Origin of the sequence: Gimesia sp., assembly GCF_040219335.1 — a bacterium.
Lineage (GTDB): Bacteria > Planctomycetota > Planctomycetia > Planctomycetales > Planctomycetaceae > Gimesia.
Window position 1 is genome coordinate 381174 of the sequence record NZ_JAVJSQ010000031.1, and the last position, 23027, is coordinate 404200.

Here is a 23027-nt window from a genome sequence, read left to right on the forward strand (position 1 = left end):
TACCCCGAACGCGGCACCGGCGCACAGGGAACTCACACCTCATATCTTACCGCCGTGCCCGCCTGGAGGAAAGATGCGCCGACGGACTACTCCAGAAATAAAAATGCCCCTCCGCAACAGTAATCTGCTGCAAAGGGGCATATCTCAAAGTTTCATTTCATTCCCTGAGGAACGATTGAAAACGGTTTTTTATAACAGAGGACCTTCCCAGTTAGTGAAGGCATCATCCATCATGTCCTCGTCCAGTTGAGCATCACCGGCCAGATCCAGATCATCATCAGCATGAGCCAAGACCAGTTCCCGATCATCGATATCCTGGAATTCATTCTCAAAGTATTCTGAATCATACAGATCATCAACCAGACTGCCATCCAGAGTCTTCCGATCTACCAGCAGGTCCTGATCGTAGAGTGCAGGCTGAATCGCATCGTAGGAGACGGTCTGCGAAAGACCACTCTCTTCGGTGCTTTCTTCTTTCACCGGTGCGATCACAGCTGGTGCAGCCAGGCTGACGGTGGATTCCGCAGCGAAGGTCTGAGCCGCTTCCGTACTCTGAATCAGCATCGGTTCAACAGGCTCTGAAGTCGGAGTACCGTTTGTACCGAAGATCGGGCTGGCAGATCCGCTGCCGGAACCACCGGATGCATTCGCATACGATTCGAGCAGCATTTTGACGTCCAGATCAGAGATTGTCTTACGGACCCCCGGATCGAGCGTGTCATTCATCAGATCATCACCAACGGCAGGATCTTCGATGTGCAGACCTGTTGGATCCAGTTCGACGGTGAAGTCAGAACCGACGAATGTCAGCCCACCCATACCATCGTCATTGACCAGATTATTGAATCCGCTGTAGTAGCGGGTGAACCCGAGAACGTGTCCGATTTCGTGCAGCAGCACGGTAAACAGGTCGTAGCTGCCCCCGGTTGGTGCATCGGTAACATCGACGTGCCAGCCTAAGCCGTTGGCATCGTTGTCAATCACCACCCGACCGGCAACTGGAACACCGTCAACGTTGTACTCGGTTGTCTGACCAGACCCCAGCTGGGCAGTACCGAAGTCCTGAACGATGATCTGAACTTCCAGAGGCTCATCCAGTCCCAATGCTGCTTCCCAGGTATTTACGGCCGCTTCCACAACTTCGTCGATGGTGTCATCACCACTGTTGACTTCCAGTTGGGTTCCGATCCACTTCTGACCGAAGTTGGTCGGGAAGATCACTTCCGAGTTTCCGCCCTTCCGCTTGTTGTAGTTCGATGCCAGGTAAGTCAGGTCACGATAGTCGACCCGACCACTCTTATCGAAGTCCAATGCCGCGGCAAAGCTGGAAGAGGCGTTGATCACACTCTGGTTATAAGCAGAAGTGAAGAAGACCAGGTCCTTGAAATCAATCGAATTACTGTTGTTGATATCATAGATCACAGGATACAGATCGGTTTCAGGCAGAGCCCCGACAGTCACAACAGCTTCACCAACACCAGAGATGTTGATTTCGGAGTTCTGGATATCCAGTCCCAGAGACAGCGGTTCCAGAGTCAGATCGGTGGGGTCTACTTCAACCTGGTCACCTGCCAGAGACTCGAACTTGATTCGAGCCAGCAGAGCGTAACCGGAACCACCGACGTTTGCCTGGTTAGTGCTACCGCCCAGGTTGCGAACAACGCCGGCTTCATCGTCGATAATCACAGTCCGGTTGAAGTTGAAGTTGGAACCGAATTCGACTGAAGTCGCTGAGAAGTAAGCAGTGTTATAAGCGATGTTCGTCAGCACATCGGAAATTCCGAAACCGCTGGCAGTATCGACCCAGACTTCAACCCAGAATGAATCCCATTCATCGAGCCAGTCAGCATTGCCCGGCAGGGCAAAGGTATGTCCATTACTGGAGACAACGGTCCGGTCTTTGACCACCGAAATCTGAATATTGGTCTGTTCGTCAACGACGCTTGAATCACCGCCGGTACCAAACAGCGGAGCTGCTGGTGGATCTTTCAGTTCGACGGCACCGATATCGGTAATCGGGACGGAATCATTGTCGCCATCAACCGGACGGGGTTCGCCACGCTGATCGACCAGTGGGGCACCGTTATTCCGACCGGCGTCAATCGCCGCACTGCCGAACAGCAGTGTGTGAGTCCGGGTAGGACCACCATTATCCAGCAGGATTCCCAGCTTAGGATCAACGGGGGAGAGCAGTGAACCGATAATGTTTCCATTCACAGCATCGGTCAGTCCGGTGGCTCCTCCAATGTCGCCGACCAGGTTATTGAAGCTGGTGGCAGAGTCGTAGACACCGCCCAGATCGGGATTCCCCTGTGCTCCACTGTTACCAGCGACGATTGTGTTGACCAGGGTTACGAAACCGCCGGCACTGTTGGAAATACCACCACCGGTCTGGTCAGCAGTATTATCGGTCAGCGTGTTGTTAACGACTGTCAGAGTTCCCTCGTTCAGGATCGCACCACCACGTGAACCGGAATGGTTGGCCGAGAAGGTCGTGTTGGTTGAAATAACAGTCCCTTCATTAAAGATCGCACCACCACGGCTGCCTGACTCGTTCAAGTAGAACAGAGACTGAGAAACATCCAATGTGGCACCAGAGGCAACATAGACAGCACCGGCACGAGCATCGGATGTATTAGCTTCGAAGGTTGTGCGAGACACAGTTGCCGTATTCGTATACTGATAAATCGCACCACCCTGGAATCCAGCATGGTTGTTGATGAACAAGGCATCGGAGATATCCAGGCTGGAGGCACTCACGATTGCACCACCCAGGAAGTCCGAGTTATTGTCACGGAAGATGATCTGATTCAGTGTGGTCGGCCCCTGAGCCAGGAGTGCACCACCATCATCGGCATCACCGTTCCGCAGTTCCATATTGGACAGGTTCAGCGTGACACCACCCGAAGTTTCGAAGATGCGATCCAGCTGATGGGCATCAATGATTGTGGTTCCCGATCCCTGACCGAAGATATTTACTGATTCAGAAATATCGAAGTCACCAGTGGCATTATTGTTTTCACCAGCCCCTGCGATTGAGATATCGTAAATTCCCGGCAGCAGGATAATGTTATCCACACCCGGTGTGGCATTGGCATCGTTGATGGCTTCACGCAGTGAGGTCAGGCCATCACCAGCATCGACAATATCGTCTGTCGTGTCGACTACGATCCCGTTGTCTACGATAGTACCGACTCCAACTCCATCCAGAACATTCGCGTTCAACGGAGGATTAAAGGTATCATCGATTTCAACAGTGAAGTATTCATTAGGCTCGGTCAGAGCATCGTTATTCACAACGACGTCGAATGTCACTTCAGTCATCCCAGCTGGAATCACCAGTCCGTTAATGGCATTGGCCACATAGTCGCTACCGGCCAGAGCTGTACCATCGACAGTTGTAATATCAAAAGTAACATCTGCACTGGTCGCCTGCGATACCGTCACAGTAAATGTGAATGTGGTTGTTGGTCCTCCGTCGTAGTCTTCCGTCAGAGTAACATCACTGATCGACAGCAGGGCAAAGTCATCATTTTCGATGGTTCCGATACCGGTCGCATCGGCGATGGTAGCATTGCTGCTGGCATTCGACAGATTCACACTGAAGGTTTCATCTGATTCAATCGTGCTGTCACCATTTACGACAACCGTAATGGTCTTTTCCGTTTCTCCCGGATTGAAAGTAATCGTCTGTGGCAGGAGTTGGACATAGTCCGAATCTGCCAGAGTTGCGGAGATGTCAGCCGTTTCCAGATCGACCGTTACTACGCCGGCGACAGGAGTCAACAGCGAAACGGTAAAGTTGAAGTTGGTTGTCGTTCCAACCGGACCTTCGTCCAGCGTTACATCGTCGATGGAGATCGAAGCCTCATCGTTCAGGATCGTCCCCAATCCCTGATCATCTGCAATGGCTGCCCCCTGGGCATTGAACAGATTGACGAAGAAGGTTTCGTGATCTTCGACAAGCGTGTCACCATTGACAATCACCCGAACTACCTGGGTCGTTTCTCCAGCAGAGAAGGTCACCCGACCGGTTGTGAAGGCATAGTCGATACCGGCAACTGCAGTTCCGTTGGACGTTTCAAAGTCGACGGTCACTTCATCTACATTCGCATTCGACAGCGAGACCACAAATTCAAACTCGGTCGTACCGGCATTCGTTTCAACCTGGCTGACATCAGTGATGCTGATCGTCGGAGTGACGATTTCGAAAGCACCGATATCACTGGTTGTGTCTGTCGGACGCAGAGCACCACGCTGATCGATAGTCACACCGTCAGTGTTGTCACCCGCATCAATGGCCAGACTGCCTGGCAGCAGAGCGTGGGTGAATGTGGGGCCGCCATTGTCCTGCAGCGGACTCAGGAACGGATCGATGTGTTGGGCGTTCGACCCGACAATATCATCGTTGAACCCGTTAATAAAGCCGACTGCAGTACCGCGGGTACCAATCAGGTTGTGTCCCTCAGAGGTGAAGGAACCTTCAACATCATCTCCGCTCAACAGCGAATCGTTTCCGGCGATGATCGTGTTTTTGACATCGACGGATGCGGTTGCTGCAACAGAGTAGACACCACCGCCTGAACCTTCAGTCGTGTTGTTGTAGATAGTGGTATTGTTGATGGTCAGCTCACCAGTGTTGTGAATACCACCGCCTTCTTTACCGGCTTCGTTTCCGGAGATGGTCACGTTAGACAGTTCAATCGTATCTTCGTTCAGCAGACCACCACCACGGGTTCCGGCAAAGTTGTTGGAAATCGTGCTGTTGGTAATCGATACGTCGCCCGCTTCCACAATTTGAGGCTGGCCAGTCACAGAAATTGTGTACTGCCCCAGACTGCCGTAGTCTGAGTAACCTGTTCCCAGTACGTCACCTTCACCAGTCCCTTCGATAGACACGTAGTAGGTGCCTGCTGCCAGTCCGGTGAATGAGGCATTCAGAGCGCCAGTGGGGTTACTCGTTGCAATTTGGGTGCCGCTGGAATCATAAAGGGTGGCAAGAATGTCCAGGTTGGGGCTCTCAAAGAATGGATCGATGGTGACATCACCACCCGTGGTTGAGAACTCGAAATAGTCCACATCGGTGTTTCGCTCGACGATTCCGGAAGCGGAACCATTGACGATAACGGACGCAAAACCAATCGTACTGGCGTGATCATCGGCCCGGTAACCAAATCCGTTCTGAGTTGTAATGATACTCAGGTCGTCTTCGCTGTTGTTGGCATCGTTGTACTCACCCTGGCTCCATTGAACCAGGTTCTGGTAATAACCAACGCCCATGATCGGAGCCCAGCCGTTTGCACCACTGCCATGACCATCGTAGTACTCCAGGGTTGATGTACCATCGTGGACCAACCCGAGAGTATGTCCGACTTCGTGGCTGACAGCCTCGGAAACACCAATCAGACCTGTGTTAAACACATAAGTTGGAGTATCGACGTTGTCGTTGAAGGAACCAACATAAGCCACGCCCCCGGCATTGCTGTACCAGGTGTTCGCACCAATCACAACACGGATACCCCAGCGGGTATCGGATGCATCGGTTCTGATCAGATCGCTGACGGGTGGCTCTGCGGTCGTCACATTGACATTGAACGGTGCAAAGTCTTCAACTACCCGCAGCCAGGTACGCTGAATCACTTCGATTTCAGCCAGGCTGAATGTACTGGTATCGCCATCAGTATCATAAGCAGGTGTGACAATGGTACCAAATGCGGAATTCCACTGGGTTCCCGTTGTCGTATGGCCATTGAAATCGAGATAAATCGTGTGGCTGGCCCCGGGCAGCGAACTCAGATTAAAAGTATCCGCAACGGGGAACGGAGGAACTTCGCTCAAGAGAGCAGTTTCTGCATCACCATAATCGTAGTTAGGAAGAACAGTTTCCACATATCCATCATTATAGACCGGATAATCTCCATCAGGTTCCTGATCTGGATCAGATCCTACGATCCCATTGTTGACGGCAGGCACATTTACTCCGTCACCACCTTCACCATTCCCCACAGCAGCCTGATCCGAAACGAAGACACCACCACCGGCGACAGTTGCAGTATTGCTGTCGATCGTCGTGTCATTTACCTGCAGGGTTCCACCTGTGGAGTTGTAGATACCACCACCGTTTTCAGCATCGTTGAAAGAAATCTCACTCAAGTCGATGTTGATGGTACCGGGATCGTTATTAAAGATGGCACCACCATCGGCGATCGCTGTGTTGTTGTGGAAGAAGCTGTCCGTCATGATCACGCTACCATTGTTGAACAGTGCTCCACCACGGTTCGCCAGGCTGTCCTTAATTTCGACATCATCCAGAGTCAGATTACCGAAGTTCAGGATGGCACCGCCGTCTTCGACCCGGGTGACATCACCATTAACGAGCGTGACCCCGCGAATCGAAACGTTGACACCTGCGAAGATCTCGAAGATTCGATCCAGGTAATCTGCATCAATCACAGTTTTGCCCGAACCGGCACCGATGATCGTCAGGTCATCGGTAATATCGAGGTCGCCCCAGTAGGCGTTGTCTTCACCCTGACCGAACAGCGAGAGGGTATAGACTCCGGTTCCCAACAGAATTGTGTCAGCACCAGCACGCGTGTTGGATTCAATAATAGCTGCCCGCAGAGTACTCTGCCCGTTGACATCAACGCTCACGCCATCACCGGGGTTCGCATCGACTGAGTCCCCGAAGCCGGTTACGATGTAACCAGACTCGAAAGCCCCGATATCCACGATGAGTGAACCATTGCCGTCCCCGTCAAACAGGCGGGCGAAACCCCGCTGGTCATCGGTGGGAGCGTAGAAGTTATTACCTGCATCGCGGGCCAGACTTCCGCCGAGCAGCTCGTGAGTAAAGGTCGCACCGCCGTTATCCTGCAGTGCTCCCAATCCCGGGCTGACCGGAGTCGCGAAGGTACCCACAATGTCACCGTCAACGCCATCGGTGAAGCCGGTTGAAATACCGCCGACACCAATCAGGTTGTTGCCGCGTGAATCAAAGTCGCCTGTCACATCCGGACCGGGTGAAGTTGTCGAATTACCGGCAACGATGGTATTCGCCACAGTCATATAACCATCGACGGCATTGAAGATACCACCGCCGGAGATCGAGGAGTTATTGAAGATCGTCGCGTTGGTGACTTCGATACTGCCTTCATCACTGTTGAAGATACCGCCACCATTGTTACCAGCTTCGTTGCCCGAAATCGTGGCGTTCACAACGCTGGACGCTTCGAAAGAGTTGTTATACAGACCACCGCCATCACCGGCAGCAACGTTGTTGGAAACAGTGCTGTCGAACAGGTTCAGTTGTGCGACATCATCGTTATAGATACCGGCACCATTCAGAGCTCGGTTTCCGTCAACGGTCGTCCGCTGAACGTTAACCACGGCACTCGAAGTGTTGTAGATACCACCACCGTCGCTGCTGGCAGTATTCTGCACGATGTCCGACAGATCCAGATTCACAACGCCCAGTTCCTGGTTGTAGATACCAGCACCGGACACAGCGACGTTGTTGATGAAGGAGCTCTGGCTGATCGAAACCGCTCCTTCTTCCTGATCGTTATAGAGACCACCACCAAACTGCTGGGCTTCACTGTCGCGAACGGTGGTACCGCTCAGGATCAGGGAGACACCGAAGTTGGCAATCGCACCACCATCACGATCAGCTGAGTTATCATCGAAGAAACCATCTGTGATTGTCACTTCACCAGCGGTCGCATTGTACAGACCACCCCCGTCAAGGTGAGCGGTGTTCGTCAGGATTGAGACATCCGTCAGTGTTGCGATACCGCCGTCGTTGTAGATACCGCCACCACCCAGAGTGGTTGTGTTTCCGGAAACGGTTGTCCGGGATACGGTCAGAGATGCCGCTTCTTCATTGAAGATACCACCACCCTGATTCGCGGTATTATTATTGACCTTACTATCATTGATGGTCAGGCTGGCCAGATCGTTGTTATAGATACCACCACCGTCCAGTGTCGCCGTGTTTCCGGAGATGTCACTACGGGTAATGCCAATTGTGGCCTGCAGGTCATTATAGAGACCTGCACCATCGCCACTGGCTGTGTTGCCGGTTACTGCAGAATCGACAATCGTGACCTGTGACTGATCGTTGTTGTAGATACCACCACCGTCAACGGCGCTGTTACCCGAGACCTGACTGTTGGAGAGATTCAAAGTCCCCTGCTGTCCCAGTTCTCCGTTCAGGATACCACCACCGTTGAATTCAGCGGTGTTACCTTCGACAGAAGTATTCACGAGCGAGACGGTACCGATGTTACGAATACCACCACCGCTGGTTCCGACAGCATTACCGCCGGTGACCGTCAATCCGTGCAATGTCAGATCGGCATCGGTGAAGACATCGAAGACACGATCGTCCAGCCCGGTAGCATCAATAATGGTCTGTCCGTTGCCAGCTCCCAGAATAGTCAATGTACCACTGGTATCGGTCACGTCCAGGTCGCCTGTGAAGGCATTGTTTTCACCTGCACCTGTCAGCGTCAGAGCATAGGTTCCGGATCCCAGAATGATCAGCGAGTCACCTGCCAGAGCATTGGCTTCCATGATCGCGGCACGCAGGGTGATATTTCCGTCTGCATCCGCGGCGATTCCATCGCCAAGGTTGGCATCAACGGTATCCAGGTCGCTGTTGACGAAGAAGGTTCCGAATTCAACAGCACCGATGTCTACGGCTGATCCCAGCACCCGCTGTGAACCGCGCTGTTCCAGGGCATCGATATCAGTGTTGATACCGGAGTTGATGGCGACACTTCCCAGCAACAGGGCATGGGTCAGAGTCGGTCCGCCGTTATCGGCCAGATTGGAATCCAGCACGACCGTCGGATCAATGACACCCTGGATGTCCAAGGCTCCCAGTCCGGTCGCAGTTCCGACCACACCGACCAGGTTTCCACCCAGGCTGTTATAGGCTCCCTGCAGGTCGGCATCACTGGCAGCGGTGTTGTCCAGAATCAGATCGTTCTGCAGAATTGCAGTTCCGGTGTTCGAGATTGCACCACCAGTGGTTCCTGCATCGTTTTGAGTCATCGTGTTATTCACGGCACTCAATGTTGCGGTGTTACGAATTGCACCACCGCTGCGGTCAGCCTGGTTGCCTGAGAATGTGCTGTTAGAGAGCTCTACATCACCGGCTGCCGCATTGAAGAGGGCACCACCATCACGTTCTGTGGTGTTTCCATACAGAGTACTGCGAGAAATCTGTAGTGAACCGGTATTGCGGATACCACCACCGCTACCGCCGGCACTGTTATTGGAAATCGTACTGTCGACGATGATCATCACCCCGGTATTGTTGATACCGCCGGCACTGTCTTCAGAGACGTTTCCGGTTACTTCAACATGAGACAGCGTTGTTGTACCACTGTTGCGGATACCAGCACCGTCGGCACTACCGGTCAATGCACCGTTCGTGATTGTCAGATTTTCGAGGTTCAGCGTAACGCCGGCGAATACCTGGAAGATACGATCCAGGGCTCCTGCATCGATCACGGTGACTCCGACTCCCTGACCGCGAATGGTCAGATTGTCCCGGATGTCGAGGTCGCCTGTCGCTGACAGATCTTCATCGAAACCAGCGATGCTCAGCACGTAAGTACCAGCGGCCAGGTCGATGATATTCGAACCAGCCAGGGCATTAGCTTCCTGAATCGCTGCACGCAGTGTCTGGGTACCTGTGGTACCATCACCGACGATCCCGTCACCAGCAAGGGAATCAACACCATCCGTAAAGACGGGGGTTCCACTTGTCAGGTCGATGGTATCGCTGGCAATCCAGGTTTCCGACGCGTCATCCAGCATCGGATCGAGCGTCGTGATGCTGCGGATGTTGGAACCCTCAGCAACCAGGGTCAGTGTGTAATTACCGTAAATACCAGTCACTGAACCGAGGTCAATCTGGTACTGGCTGCCACTTAAAGGTGTCACGGTCAGTCCGGCCAGCGACACATCCTGTCCGTCCAGTTTCAGGCTGAAATCGGAGATGTCAACACCGGAAACTGCTTCATCGAAGGTGACTGTCACCACCCCGGCATTGGTAACCAGAATCGGCGGGAGATCTTCAATGGTTGCGACCGGGCCAATACCGCCGGTACGCCAGCTGTCGGAAGCAACAGCGGTAAATTTATTTCCAGCCAGGTCTTCAATCGTACCGTCGGCCAGCAGATTCAGAACGTAATCTCCATCTTGTGTCGTCACGGTGCTTAAATCGATCTGGTAGGTCGACCCGTTAAGCGGTGTCACAGACAGAGAAGCTAATGAAATTGGGACCTGACCGCTGCCATCGTCGAGCAACAGTTCAAAGTCGCTGATATCGACACCGGTTACATCTTCTGAGAAGTTGATTGTCACGACGCCTACAGCGGAACCGGAAGGACGTGGATCCGGAGTAATGTCCTGGATACCAGCCGTCGGAGCGATGACTTCAACACCTTTCTGCCAGGTCTCGGAAGCAGGTCCGGAAGCTTCGTTACCGGCGATATCCTGAACGGCAGATCCTTCGGAGTGATACGTCAGGGTGTAGATACCGTTGTCATCAGCCAGCGTTCCCAGCACGATATTGTACTGCGAAGCGGTCACGGGAACCAAAGTCGCTGAAGTGGTCGAGAGATCGATTACATTGCCAGCGGGATCAGTCAGTGTAAAATCGGACAAGGCCAGTCCGGTTACATCTTCTGAGAAATTCAGAGTGACAGTAAAACCAGGATCGGTCCCTGATGGCACCGGATCTGTAACATTCACAAACTGAGCGATCGGAGACAGCGTATCGTTCAGCCAGGTGTCACTTGCGTTGGCAGCCAGATCGTTACCAGCCAGGTCGGTAATGGATGAGCCTGCCGCATTCAGAGTCAATACATAGTCACCAGACAGACTGGTGACTTTGCTGATATCCAGAATGAACTGGCTACCGGTAACCTGGGTCAATGTAGCAGGTGTGGATGCCAGGTTGATTGGTGTTCCCCCATCAACAGTGATGGTGAAATCGCTCAGGTCAACTCCCTGCACATCCTCAGAGAAGTTGATCACGACTTCGCCAGCCGCTTCGCTTCGCGGATCGGGTGAAACATCAACGATGTCTGCTGTCGGAGCCGTCGTGTCGACGGTGAAGCGTTCAACATCCCCGAACATCAGGAAGTTGGCGGGCGAATTGCCGGTGATGGGTGAAGCAGGACTGATGTATTTCGCATCCGTAATAGTCCCGTTATTGACCAGTTGCAGCTGATATTCACCTTGCACTCCGGTTACCGAACTGAGATCCAGGGCAAAGGTCCGGGAAGTAAGCTGAGTCAGCATGGAAGCATTCAGGGCTACAGCCACATTGTCCCGCAACAGGACAAAATCGCTGATATCAACGCCATTTACATCTTCTGTGAAGGAGATGATCAACGGATCGGTAATCGCCCCTGTCGTCGGGTCAGGAACGGCAACAGAAATATCTGCCGTCAGGAATGTTCTCGTATTCGGTACCAGGAAGCTGTCATCATTCGGAATCCAGGCATCCCAACCGAAGCTGAGTTCCCCAAAAATTGTTCCCGGCCGATTGATCTGGCTCAGGAAGGAATCCCCGGACTGGAAACCATTGCCGACACCATCAAATCCCTGAGCAATACGGAAGGTACTGACCCCCATCCCGGGATACAGGAAGGCGCCCGTATCATTAAAAGACCAGGTTCCGAAGTTGGAGATCACATCACCCAGGATCGCTCCTTCGGTACTACGCAAAGTGAAGTTGAAGGCATCGACCACATCAATGTAGAACACACCGTTGACCGGACTCATATCTCGATAGAATCCGTCGACCTCATTCGAAAAGACTCCCGTAATTTCAACCACGCTGCCTGAAGTTAAACCGTGTGCCGTGGCCGTAGTTACCTGGATCGGGCCGCCGGGCGAGGTCAGGAAGGCAGTCGCAACAGTTCCGACGGCCGTAGGTGCTTCGTTAGGAGCACTGAATGGCGCCAGATTGGTACGCGAACCGACACGCTGGGCATTACGCCGGCGGGTGGCCGAGTTAAAGGGCCCATCGGGGTTCGGAGCAGGTGAACCATTATTGAGCCTTGATTTAAAGACCGGCTCGGAGTTGTTATAGAAACCACCAACATTGGTCACATTCAGACCGTTACCCGTATTCCCTTCAAACACCAGGTTCAGGCGAGCAAGTGGGTCGCCTTCGTACGAATTGGTGACACGGAATGGTGGGTTCGCGTTGACATCCCAGTTGTCAGTCGTGGTATTAGGATCGACGGTCGATGTGAATGATTCAATATAGACATCTTCCCCGAAGTTACCCTCGAATTCGTTGTTCGTAACCGAGACATTGGAGCGTCCGTCACCGAAATCGAAGAACTCGTCACTACCCTCTGCTCCTGTACCCGCATCAGTACCAGGCTCATGACTTCTGAAATCAACGTGCTCACCAGCCATCGTACCGATCCGCAGAATCAGACCGTTGGAGGAGAAGCCACTGCTGACGCCGTTATCCTGGATGTAGTTGGTATCGATATTCAATACCATGTCTGCATGAGAAGACTCAACCGCCCCGGTGGCATCCAGGGCTGCAGTGCTGTTCGCATCCTGGTCCTGTCCCCGTGAAGCAGTTGTAACAACATAGAAACCTTCCAGGGCGTTAGAAACGATCCGGTTGGCTCCGGTCTCCGTGCCATCACCAAAGATAATGTCCGAGTCAGCCTGCTCTTCAGTCTGCAGGTCCACCCCGCGGCCACCGTTGTTGTCGATGAAGTTCCCGATTGCGGTCAGGCTGGTGCGGGCATCACCACCAATTGTGATGGTCAAGGTAAAGTTATCTTCATTATGAGCAATATTGTTGGCAGCCAGAATCTCGAGACCATCCTCCGTATTTTCCGTAATGATGTTATTACGCATGAAAATAGTCTGGCCGTTGGAGTTGATATCCACCCCTTTGCCGGTGTTGAACGCGATCAGGTTTTCGTCGATCGACGAATTCAAACCTTCTCCTAACAGTTCCAGACCACCGGTGGCGTTCGAGAGAATCGAGTTGTTGGCAATCTTGACGTTACCCTGAATCCGGTCCTGGTGAGCGGCAATCTGAATCCCGTCGCGATTATTGCCTTCGATCATGTTGCCACGATCTTCTCCCGTGATCGGATCGACGCCATCCAGACCGATGAAGAGCATGTTGCGGTTACCGATGCGGCCGGAAATTCGGATACCATGATTGCCGTTGTTACTGACTGTATTCTGAATCCAGGTACCGGATACATCACGCCGGTCCGTTCCGAAATAACTGGTAGTTCGTGTGGTTGTTTCGATACCGTTCAGATTGTTTGAGTTGATCTCGTTGTTGATGATATCGACATAGAGGGTCGCATCTGCTTCGGCATGCAGGCTGACACCGTCCCGCGAGTTGGACGAAATGGTATTGTCTTTAATCTCGAAGTCAGTTGTCGTCAGGTTTCCGTTTTGAGCCAGGATGTCCACACCATCGCTGTTGCCGGTGATGGTGTTATCGTGAATCATCACGGCTCGCTCTTCACCAACAATCGGATCGATGACCGCACGTCCCACCCGGGCATCGTCTTCACGGTGGAAGTTGACACCGTCGCCGGAGTTGTTGGCGATCACGTTATTGGAAATTTCGGTGCGGTCGATGATCGTCGATTCTTCAATATGAATTCCGACCCCGTGACCAATATTCCCCAGCCCGCCGGTGTTGTTCGCGTCGGTACCCAGGAAGTTGCCATCAATCGTCAGATCGCGTAACTGGTTAAATGCCTCAAAGCTGACATCGGTACCAATCAAATCAATATAAATCGCATCTCCGGCAAAGGGAGTGCTTGAGTTCGCGTCATTGCGGGTGCTGGTAATTGTGTTGCCCGTAATACTGACATCACCAGTTGCAGTATCCTGCATGCTCACGGCGACACCGGCACCACGGTTATTGTCCATGCTGTTGCCGTCGACTGTCAGACTGAAATCAACACTCTTGAGAATGGTCGGATCAGCAGCAATCAGGTTAATCCCCTGGGTCTCATTGGAGTTAATCGTGTTGCCGACGATTTCCCCATAGAATGAGGTATACATCTCCAGATCGATTTCAATACCGGCACCAGTGTTTCCGGTAATCAGGTTGCCACGAATACCACGCAGGTATCCGCCCACACTCGTGGTTTTCACGGTCATTCCGGCCCCGGTCAGGTTGGTCGCATCAACAATCACCTGCGGGGTGTTAATCGTAGCCAGACTTCCCACAAACTCGATTTCGAAACCGGTGTCGGCAGTTCCCCGCACCAGTACGTCTCCGGGATTCAATGTCGGGAGTGCCACCAGGGCAGCAATAATCGTAGCGGCGTCTGCGTTATAGGCGATCGGACCGGTAGTCGCGCCATCGAATGTCAGGGTAAAGTCACCCGCTGTCGGCGTTGCATCGACGCTGATTTCCTGGACTTCGTTAATTGTCGTCCCTTCGGCAATGGTTGTCACCTCAGGTACGACGATCAGAATACCACTGTCATCAATCAGGATCGTGTCGCCGGGAGATTCCGCGCGGAAATCGCCGATGAATTCGACAGTAAACCCGCCGGTCAGAGCAGAGCCGGTTACCAGAACGTTACCGGCACCAACTGCATCCAGGCTTTCCAGGGCAGCTTGAACTTCAGCAGCCGTCGCATCAAAATCCAGTACAACAGGACCATTGGTGCTGTTGACGGTATCTAAAGTGAATGTCCCCCCACCTGGTGGATTGGGAATCGAAATCGTCTGGATCTCGTTCAAACCGATCCCTTGAGTGGTAGTTGTGGCGGCGATGGAAACGTTCGGCAGCAGAGCAGCCGGATCGCCAGTCACGGGATTGATTGTCGTCAGGTTAAAATTACCAACAGAGGTGCTGGGGACCACATCCAGGGGGAAGACGTTAGCCACGATCAGCGGAACGTTGGCATCCGCGAAGTCGCCCTGGAATTCAATTGTGAAACCATTGACATAGTCTCCGGTCACATCGAAATCATCTCCACTGGTTGCAATACTAAGAGCTTCCAGTGCGGCATCAATATTCGCTGCGGTTACAGCCGGGTCCGTATCAATGACGATTCCACCCGTCTCTTCACCCTGGAATGTCAGTGTGAAAGAAGCTCCAGCCGGCGGATTCGTAATGTCGACCCCGTTGCCGGCGAAGTTGAATGGAAATACTCCCTGAGAGTTCTGGAACTCCAGAGTCTGCTGCTCATTCGTAGATGCATTCCCCTGAATCAGATTGGACATAATAATGTCAAACCGCATCCGGTCCGCGTTCGTGGCAATTTGACCGATGTCAACGTTTGCCAGAGAGCCTGAATCCAGGAAGATGATATCGTAACCGTTACCACTGACGACAACGCTGACGGGGCTTCCGCCAAACGACTGAGTGTTCGCGATACCATTCAAAGCATTCTGAATGTTAAGTGCACCAGCGGCACTGGGAATGGAATCGGTATAGGGCAGGGTGACGTTCTGTCCCAGAAAAGTCAGCTGAAAAGTTCCAAATGTCGGATCATTGAAGCCCAACATACCCAGGTGCTGATATTCATTGAATTCGACGGTAAAGCCGGTTGCGAAATCACCGGAAACGATGAAGTCCCCCACGGTACCGGTAATATTTGTGGAAGAGAAGAGTGATTCCAGAGCGGCATCGATATTTGCAATCATCGTTGCCGGGTTGGCGTCGATCGCGATCGCGTTTGTAGTCTCGCCCTGGAAAGTCAGTGTGAACGAACCACCCGTGGGAGTAACAATGTTACCGTCAACATCCTGGAAGGTAATGATCTGGTCGACTGGCTTATTCGGGTTGAGTTCAGCTGGTCCCTGCGCCACATTCACGAACAGGTTCAAACCTGATGTATCGACTGTAATCTGCGGAACATTCAGATCGTGCATGCTCCGACCGTCGAGGAAGATAATATCGAACCCGGAGGCAGTCGGATCAACCTGAATCGGACTGTCCTGGAATGGCATATTTCCACTGCCATCATCAAACGTCAGTGCGATCAGGTTCAGTTGCGTCTGCAGGTCGGCTGCATTCAGCGAAGTATACGGCAATACTACCGAGCTACCCAGGAAGTTCAGTTGGAAGGTACCAAAAGCCGGTGTACCTGTGATTTCCAGATTCTGTACTTCACTCACGTTGCCGGAGGTATCCTGAGTGACAGAAACACTGGCCGGCGTACTGTTGAAACCGCTGGCATCCACGGTGAGCAGATTCTGGTTCTGACCGCCGGCAGCGTTGACGAATTCCACTTCGTAACCATCCTGGAAGTTTCCGTTAACCAGAATGTCATCGAAGTGAATTCCACTGAAGGCGTTAACCATCGCGAGTTTGACCTGGGACGCTGTCGCGGTCGGGAGAATTCCCGCCGTGGTTTCTGTGACACCATCACCGCCGGTATAGGAAATTGTAAAAGTACCGCCAGTTGGCACCCCTTCGAACGAAATCAGCTGAACTTCGTTCCGTGCGGAAGAGAAGTCGATTTTGTCAGTCGACCCCGGAATACCATCATAGGCAGGCACTCCGGGTGCGCCGTCACCGGTTGGTACCGGGTTGGTGGTGGAGGGAGTGAAGTAGATCCCGTGTCCGGTATTGGCGGAAATACTGTTCCCGGAAATATCACCGCTCAGGTCGCCGTCCGTCTGATCGAAGACAATCCCGTGTCCTGAGTTGGAAGAGATGGTGTTTCCGGTAATCGAAACGAATTGATCGACGTTATTCAGGTCCAGGCGAACTCCGTCACCTGCTGTATTACCACTGATCTGGTTTGTCTTAATGTACAGTTCGGTCAGGAGTGCTGCACCACCGTCTGCGGTATCATCAACATTGATGTGGACTCCCTGAATGTTGTTGTTATTCGTCAACCGCAGCTCTTCAGCAATCGAATCCACAAGGTTGACGCTCACACCGTCATTTCCGGAGGTACCGGCGATCGTGTTGTCTGCCATGGTGGTGTGCCGCAGAACAGATCCGTCTGCCACATCGATTGAGACACCGTCAATGTTCGAACGACGCAGTGAAGTCTCTTCGAGGGTCGAAGCACTCAAGGCAACCGTCACACCAGCACCGGCCTGACTGGTAAGACCAGAATCGATAATGTTGAACTCATTCAGGATCACGTTGGTCAGATCAAGGTTGAATGCGTTTCCGAGGCCGCCTGTGATCGTCGAGCTGTCGATGGCGATGGTATCGGCCAGCAGATTGGACAGTTCGATATCGATTCCGACACCCGCATCCGCATTGATCGATACATTGTCGAACAGAACCTGGAACGGTTCAGCGAACGTCAGGTTATCCAGATCGATGGAGACCGCGGAGCCTGTAGAGGCATCGATGTTCAGCCCTTCGAACAGGATCGTGTCGTAGTTCGAGACACCGTCGGCATCCGGGTCCAGTACCGAGTTATTGAGAGTCACACCCAACCCCGGAGTGATCTGATTGATGATCAACGAGGTCAGAAGGGTCCGGTCTTCCAACTGCTCAATGGCAACCCGACGCTGAATCCGCTGACGCGCCATTGAAGGACCACTTCTCAGTTGAAGTCGACGACGAGGATTTAAGGTCGCCTTACGGCTTTTTTCGAAAGCAACTCGCATCGACTCAACCCAAGATGTCAGTAACATCTGCTGTCTCCCATAAACTCTAATTTACCAAGGCATTGTACTGTGAATGGTGTAAGAATGCTTCTCTTTTCACTCGATTTCAGTACGACCTGTATGCCAGTCTGTTTTGTAATGTTTGGTAGCTTCTTCTATAACTCAGATTTCTGCAAAACCGCCTGTTTTTCTTCCCAGGCCAACAATTTTCACTATTTTTACGTAGTTACAGAAATCCAGACTTTGATGCTAAAAACTAGTCTGAACCGATGTCAAAGAAATTTGCACAAAATAGGTAAAATATAATTGGTGGATTCCACTTATAACAATCATGACAGCGTCCAAAATCGGGGTTTGAGGCAGGATTGAAGACCGCTTATTTGAAACAAACGGCACAACTGGCCTGCTGCCAGGATCTGGAATCTACACCATACAGACGAGTGGCCTGAATAAAACTAACCAGTATTCACTTTGTCTCGCCACCATTTCTTAATTTTTTCTCTTATCACAAACCGATTGATATAAAGGTTTTAGCCCCACACGAATTTTGACAGCCTGGCAATCTGGGAACTTTACAACGACAGGCAAAGGTATACATTTGAAACTTTCTTCGCGAAAAATCGTACTGTTTTTTCAAGATATACCGTTTTTAATGGTCTTCGTGGCAATGCTGAGCCGATCAATTATGACAACGGGTTGTCTACATAGCCCCGGTTGCTGCTGTACTTACGCACAAAAAATACTCTGAGATCACAATTTCGTGTTTTGTCGGAGCGGTTAGTTTTTAATTAGCATCTTTCAGTCAGCCTGAACCAGAACCATCAGGCCTGAACTGAAATGGAGAGATTAAGCTATGAGAACGAACGGATTCGTTGGCTTGATAATTGCGGGAATCTGCTGCATATCTTCACCATCCCTGTTTGCGCAGGCAGATTACCCGGTCGAACCATCTAATGAATCTGAAGGGGTCTTCAGAATATCCAATACTTCAGACTATCAGTATGAAGAATATGAGCCGGCCGTCGTCGATGCCGTGTCATTCGCCCCTTCCTCTCCACGGACCTCCGATCTGTCACCGATCGCCATGCCCGAAGGCGGTGCCATGGTTTCGAATGACTACTACGGGGGTGGCGAATACTATACCCCAACAGAAGGTGAATATTACGGTCCCGTAGAACAATACAGCCAGGGCGACTGGATCGAAGATCCTTACCTGGAAGAAGGTTCCTACGAACGTCTGGGCCTCGTCTTCGGTGCTGCTGCCGTCTTCCTGAAGCCAGGCTTTGATACAGACACAGCCTTCACCACGGAAGATCAGACCGGGCCTGCTACCATTACAACATCCAACGACTTCGGATACAGCTACCAGACAGCTCCCCGTATCAACCTGGGACTGATTGACAACGAAGGCCTCAGTGCCCAGGTTCGCTGGTTCCAATTGGAAGACAACTCAGGTGCCAGTGCAATTGCCGGCAACAACTTTACCTTCTTCAACGGTCAGCCGACCAAGACTGCCATCGGCGGTCTGCGTGCCGGTGGTCAGGCTGGTGACTTCGTGGTCGCTGCCAGCCAGATGAAACTGTACACAATCGATGTCGATCTGAGCCAGGAACTGAATTTCGAACGCTGGCAAACCACATTCGGTGGTGGTTACCGCCATGCATCGGTCAGTCAGGCTTACCAGGCTTACGGTACTGCCAGTGGTGCCGCAGTTGCTTCTGATGTCGGACATCGCTTCGATGGTAACGGTATCGTCGTCTTCGGTGAAGCACGTCGTCCCCTCGGATTATGGGATCGTCGTACTAAAGGAACTTCCAGCCTCTCGCTGATCTCCAGTGCCAAATACTCGGCTCTGTGGGGTAAATCGAAATACTCCGCCGTGGACTCCAACCCCGGTCCGGTCAATGCCATTGCTCAGACCAGTGAAAACAAATCTCTGAGCATCGCTGAAATTCAGGTTGGTATGCAGGCTGATTTCGTCCTGCAGACCGGTGCTCTGGTCTGGGTGCGTGCCGCCTGGGATGGTATCTGGTGGAACGGTGCCGGATCAGCAGCTTCTGAATCAGGTGACCTGAGCCTGCTCGGTGGTTCAATCAGCCTCGGGATGGACTGGTAAACCACTCCTACTTTCGTAAGACAACAGTCAAACAGCCCCGTCAGATCAATCTGACGGGGCTGTTTTCGTTATCGATATCAGTTCTTTAAGGCTCTGCTACTTCTTCTCAGCAGGTGCTTCCAGAGTCTTGATAAATTTCAGCAGGTCTGCCATCTGTTGCGGACTGATCTCTTTTTCCAGACCATTCGGCATTAGTGACACACCATTAGACAACAGCGTATCAATATTGTTCCGCAGAATAATATCTTCCTTGCCTTCCGCACGACGAATCGTATAGCTGGTGGCTGTTTCCGCGGCGATAATCCCCGTGAACAGTTTCCCCTGCTCGGTCACAATCGTGTAAGTATTGTAGTTCGATTGTGCTTCGCGGCTCGGATCCAGAATGGCGATCAACAGGTCGTGGTCGGACTTGTTCTTGGTCGTTGCCATGTTTGGTCCAACGTTGTGCCCCATGTCCCCTACCTTGTGGCAGCCGGCACAGTTTTTCTTATAGATTGCCAGACCACGCTCGGCATCCCCATCCATTTCCAGGGCAGGCTCGTAGCTCTTCACGATTTTAGCACGGTCGCTGTTTACATCACTGCCCAGCACCTTCTGAGCCTGCTTGCGAATCGTCTTATTGGGATGATTCATCAGCAGGTCCTTCTTGTCGCGAGCAATCTCGTTCAGCCTGACCTGCTTGTCCTCAATGGCCTTCAGCAGACTGTCGATCCGCCCCGTAGAACCCAGCAGGGCATCAATGACTTCGATCCGTACAGCCGGGCTGAAACCAGACCAGTTGGCCAGCAGGGCATCACTCACGTCTTTGTGCTCCATCCGTGACAAAGCCTCCACTGCTGCCAGCTGGATTTTAGGAGAAGACCGGGGATTCAAGACTTCGGAAAGTACTTCACCGCCGGCACTGAAATCAAAGAATCCCAGCAGTCGCACGGCAGCAACTCGATCGGCAACAGGCTTCTCTTCGTCTTCCGCGACCGCGACCGCATCTTCGACCATCTTGTCGAAGCGTGCTTTTACAGCCGGGTCGAGCTGCTTGTCTTTGATCAGGGTTGCCAGTGAAGCACCACGACGGCCCAGACCTTCACCCAGAGCCCCCAGCACCAGCTGTTTCTGAGCCAGAGGAACGGAATCATCGGAGACATATTCCAGCACTGCTACCGCATCTGCAGTCTCTTTTTTCGCCCCTGCAATTCGCAGCAACTCTGTTACCAGAGACTGCTTACTGCCAGAGGGACTGTTCTTGGCCGCTTTGAGAAAGTTGACCGCCAGAGGACCAGCAATGTCAGCGGAGGAAGTCAGAACTGCCACCTGCATATCACCATCATAGACCGGTGAATTGACCAGTTTCGTCAGACCGGTAATCGCGGTCTGTTTGTCGAATTCTCCCAGTGAGAATGCCAGCTGTAACTGCACCCGGTATTCCGGATCGTCCACCAGCGCCAGCACGGCTTCCGCCAGTTGCGGGTTTTCCTGAGCCTGTTTTTCAGACAGACGAATTGCATGCTCACGGATGCCTGGCTCCGGATCTTTCAGTGCCGTCACCAACAGCTCAGCGTCCAGTGCATTCAGCCCGTCCAGCGTCCACAAAGCATGCAGACGTGCCAGTGGCTTGTCAGAGGTCTTCAACAGTTTCACCAGATGCGGAACGGCTGCTTTATCCTGACGCTCCCAGATCAGCCGCTGCGCGGTTTCCCGGTTCCAGCTGTTGGGAGATTCCATCTGCAGCACCAGCTGATCGACAGGCAGCTTACCCAGTTTCTGAACGGGGAAGACCTTACCATTGGGGCCCAGCAGACGATAAACGCGGCCGCGATCGTGTCCGCTTTCCAGGTCGAGATGCCGTTTGATATCTTCAGGAATCGAGAACGGATGCTCGATGGTTTCGCGGTACATGTCCAGTACCCACAGCGTTCCATCCGGAGCGTTAACAAAGTTCACAGGACGGAACCAGTTGTCCGGTGAGGTAATAAATTCCGTGTTTTCGTCCGCACGGGACGCAACGTAAGTGGCGCCTTTGGAGCCCATCGTTTTGCGGTGAATCAGGTTCCCCCCCACATCGCCGATGAAGGCATTCCCCTGGTATTTTTCCGGATACGCACCGCCCCGGTAGATGGTCACCCCGGTTGCCGAAGTGAAGAAGCCGGTTGCCACCAGTTCAGTCGGAGACAGACGCTTGCGGAAATTCGGATCGGCGGCCCGACGGGCGGTCCGCACAACACGATAAGGTTCCGGAGGGCTCTGACGATACACGGGAGCAGCCGCCCCTTTACGGGCAGCCGTACGCAGGACGCCTGGCACAGCCAGATAAGCATTCCGCTTCAGGTAATGACTCGGATAGACGACGTGCTGAATGTGGTTGCTGTTACTGCAGACAAACCGGTTCCCCCAGTCGTCCATGGAGTGGCCGAACTGAGATCCACCAGACACCGGCTCCAGTTCCTGAGTTTTCGGATTGAGTTTCAGGTCGCGACGACCGGCGGGAATGACTTCTTTCCCATCTTTCAGGATTGAGCCGCCATTGGTTCCCCCGGCGAAATAGATGTGGTTGTCCAGGCTCCATTTCATATTGTTGGCCAGCCCCTGAACGTTGTTGGTCCGCAGGCCGGTGAAGACGGTCTTGCGGATATCCGCTTTGTTGTCTCCGTCGGTATCCTTGAAATAGTAGATATTCGGCGGTGCGATCACATACACGCCTCCGTCGTAGCAGCAGACGGAAGTCGGCCAGGTGATCTTGTCGGCAAAGACAAAGCTTTTGTCCATCTTGCCGTCACCGTTGGTATCTTTCAGCAGCCGAATTACGCCCGCTTCTTTTCTGACGGGGCGATCGAAATAATCGGGAACCTGATCTGGCAGATAAGGATAGCCTCGCATTTCTGCAACGAACATCTGTCCGTTTTCATCAAAGCAGGCATCGACCGGGTCCATGACATCCGGTTCCGCAGCCACGAGGTCCAGTTTGAAATCGTGCTCCAGTTTGAACCCGTTCAAACTGTCTTTGGGAGTGGTCGCGGGAATCCGCTTCAGGCGTTTGGAGAGATCTCCTTCGTCGGCCAGGGGCTTCTGTGCAGTCGCCGCGGGATAAAAGCCGCCCGCCGCCAGTACCAGACCGGAACAACAGACCGCTGCCACATAGAACATGTTTCTCTTGGAAACCATAAATTCGACTTTCTCTGTCAGAAATGCGTTAAGTGGGACTCAGGCCTTCCGAGGCGTAGACAGACCGGGAAACAGGCAGGGGTTCCCCGAGCTTCAACAGGTTCAACACCAGTCAGACTGCCAGGCGCGATAAATT

The 23027-nt window shown here is 52.6% G+C and carries 3 protein-coding genes; 1 reads left to right on the plus strand and 2 read right to left on the minus strand.

The annotated features are described in order from the left end of the window. Positions 1–189 precede the first annotated feature (189 nt). Positions 190–17646 (minus strand): choice-of-anchor Q domain-containing protein, encoded by a 17457-nt coding sequence (locus RID21_RS26385; RefSeq protein ID WP_350194156.1) that lies wholly within the window; start codon positions 17644–17646, stop codon positions 190–192. 826 nt (positions 17647–18472) lie between these two features. Here RID21_RS26385 and RID21_RS26390 point away from each other — a divergent pair. Continuing rightward, positions 18473–19735: a hypothetical protein gene (locus RID21_RS26390; RefSeq protein ID WP_350194159.1), complete on the plus strand. Its 1263-nt coding sequence runs from the start codon at positions 18473–18475 to the stop codon at positions 19733–19735. A 96-nt stretch (positions 19736–19831) separates the two neighbouring features. Here RID21_RS26390 and RID21_RS26395 read toward each other — a convergent pair whose 3' ends face one another. Next, positions 19832–22891 (minus strand): PVC-type heme-binding CxxCH protein, encoded by a 3060-nt coding sequence (locus RID21_RS26395; RefSeq protein ID WP_350194161.1) that lies wholly within the window; start codon positions 22889–22891, stop codon positions 19832–19834. Positions 22892–23027 lie beyond the last annotated feature (136 nt).